The organism is Amycolatopsis speibonae, assembly GCF_042647925.1.
In the GTDB taxonomy this organism is placed as follows: Bacteria; Actinomycetota; Actinomycetes; order Mycobacteriales; family Pseudonocardiaceae; genus Amycolatopsis; species Amycolatopsis speibonae.
The window spans coordinates 1-523 of sequence record NZ_JBHRWK010000130.1; the positions used below are offsets into that span (position 1 = coordinate 1).

General features: G+C 57.7%; 1 rRNA gene. It reads right to left on the reverse strand.

The annotated features are described in order from the left end of the window. Window positions 1-326: 326 nt before the first annotated feature. Window positions 327-523: ribosomal RNA gene (locus ACFOSH_RS42455) — 16S ribosomal RNA — on the reverse strand; the annotation flags it as partial.

Below are 523 nucleotides of genomic sequence, written 5' to 3' on the forward strand. Positions count from 1 at the left end.
TGACCACAAAGATGCTCGCATCCACTCTACAGTTCTCAAACACCACACCAGAAACAAACTCCCAGGGGGTTAGCCCTTCGGCGTGTTGCCTCAGGACCCAACAGCGTGCCAATGAACACCATCTCCGACCATCCCGGGATCACCCTTTCCACGCTCCACAAGGAAGCAGTACTCAGACGCCCCGGCAACCGCCGGCGATCGCATAAACCAGTAGTTCCACAATTCCTTGAGCAACCAGAACAAGTACACATTCGGCACTTGAGCTCTGGCCACTCCACCAACCGTTGGTCCGGGTATCCCGGCGGGGTGGATGTGTTGCTCCTTAGAAAGGAGGTGATCCAGCCGCACCTTCCGGTACGGCTACCTTGTTACGACTTCGTCCCAATCGCCAGTCCCACCTTCGACCACTCCCCCCCTTGCGGGTTGGGCCATGGGCTTCGGGTGTTACCGACTTTCATGACGTGACGGGCGGTGTGTACAAGGCCCGGGAACGTATTCACCGCAGCGTTGCTGATCTGCGATT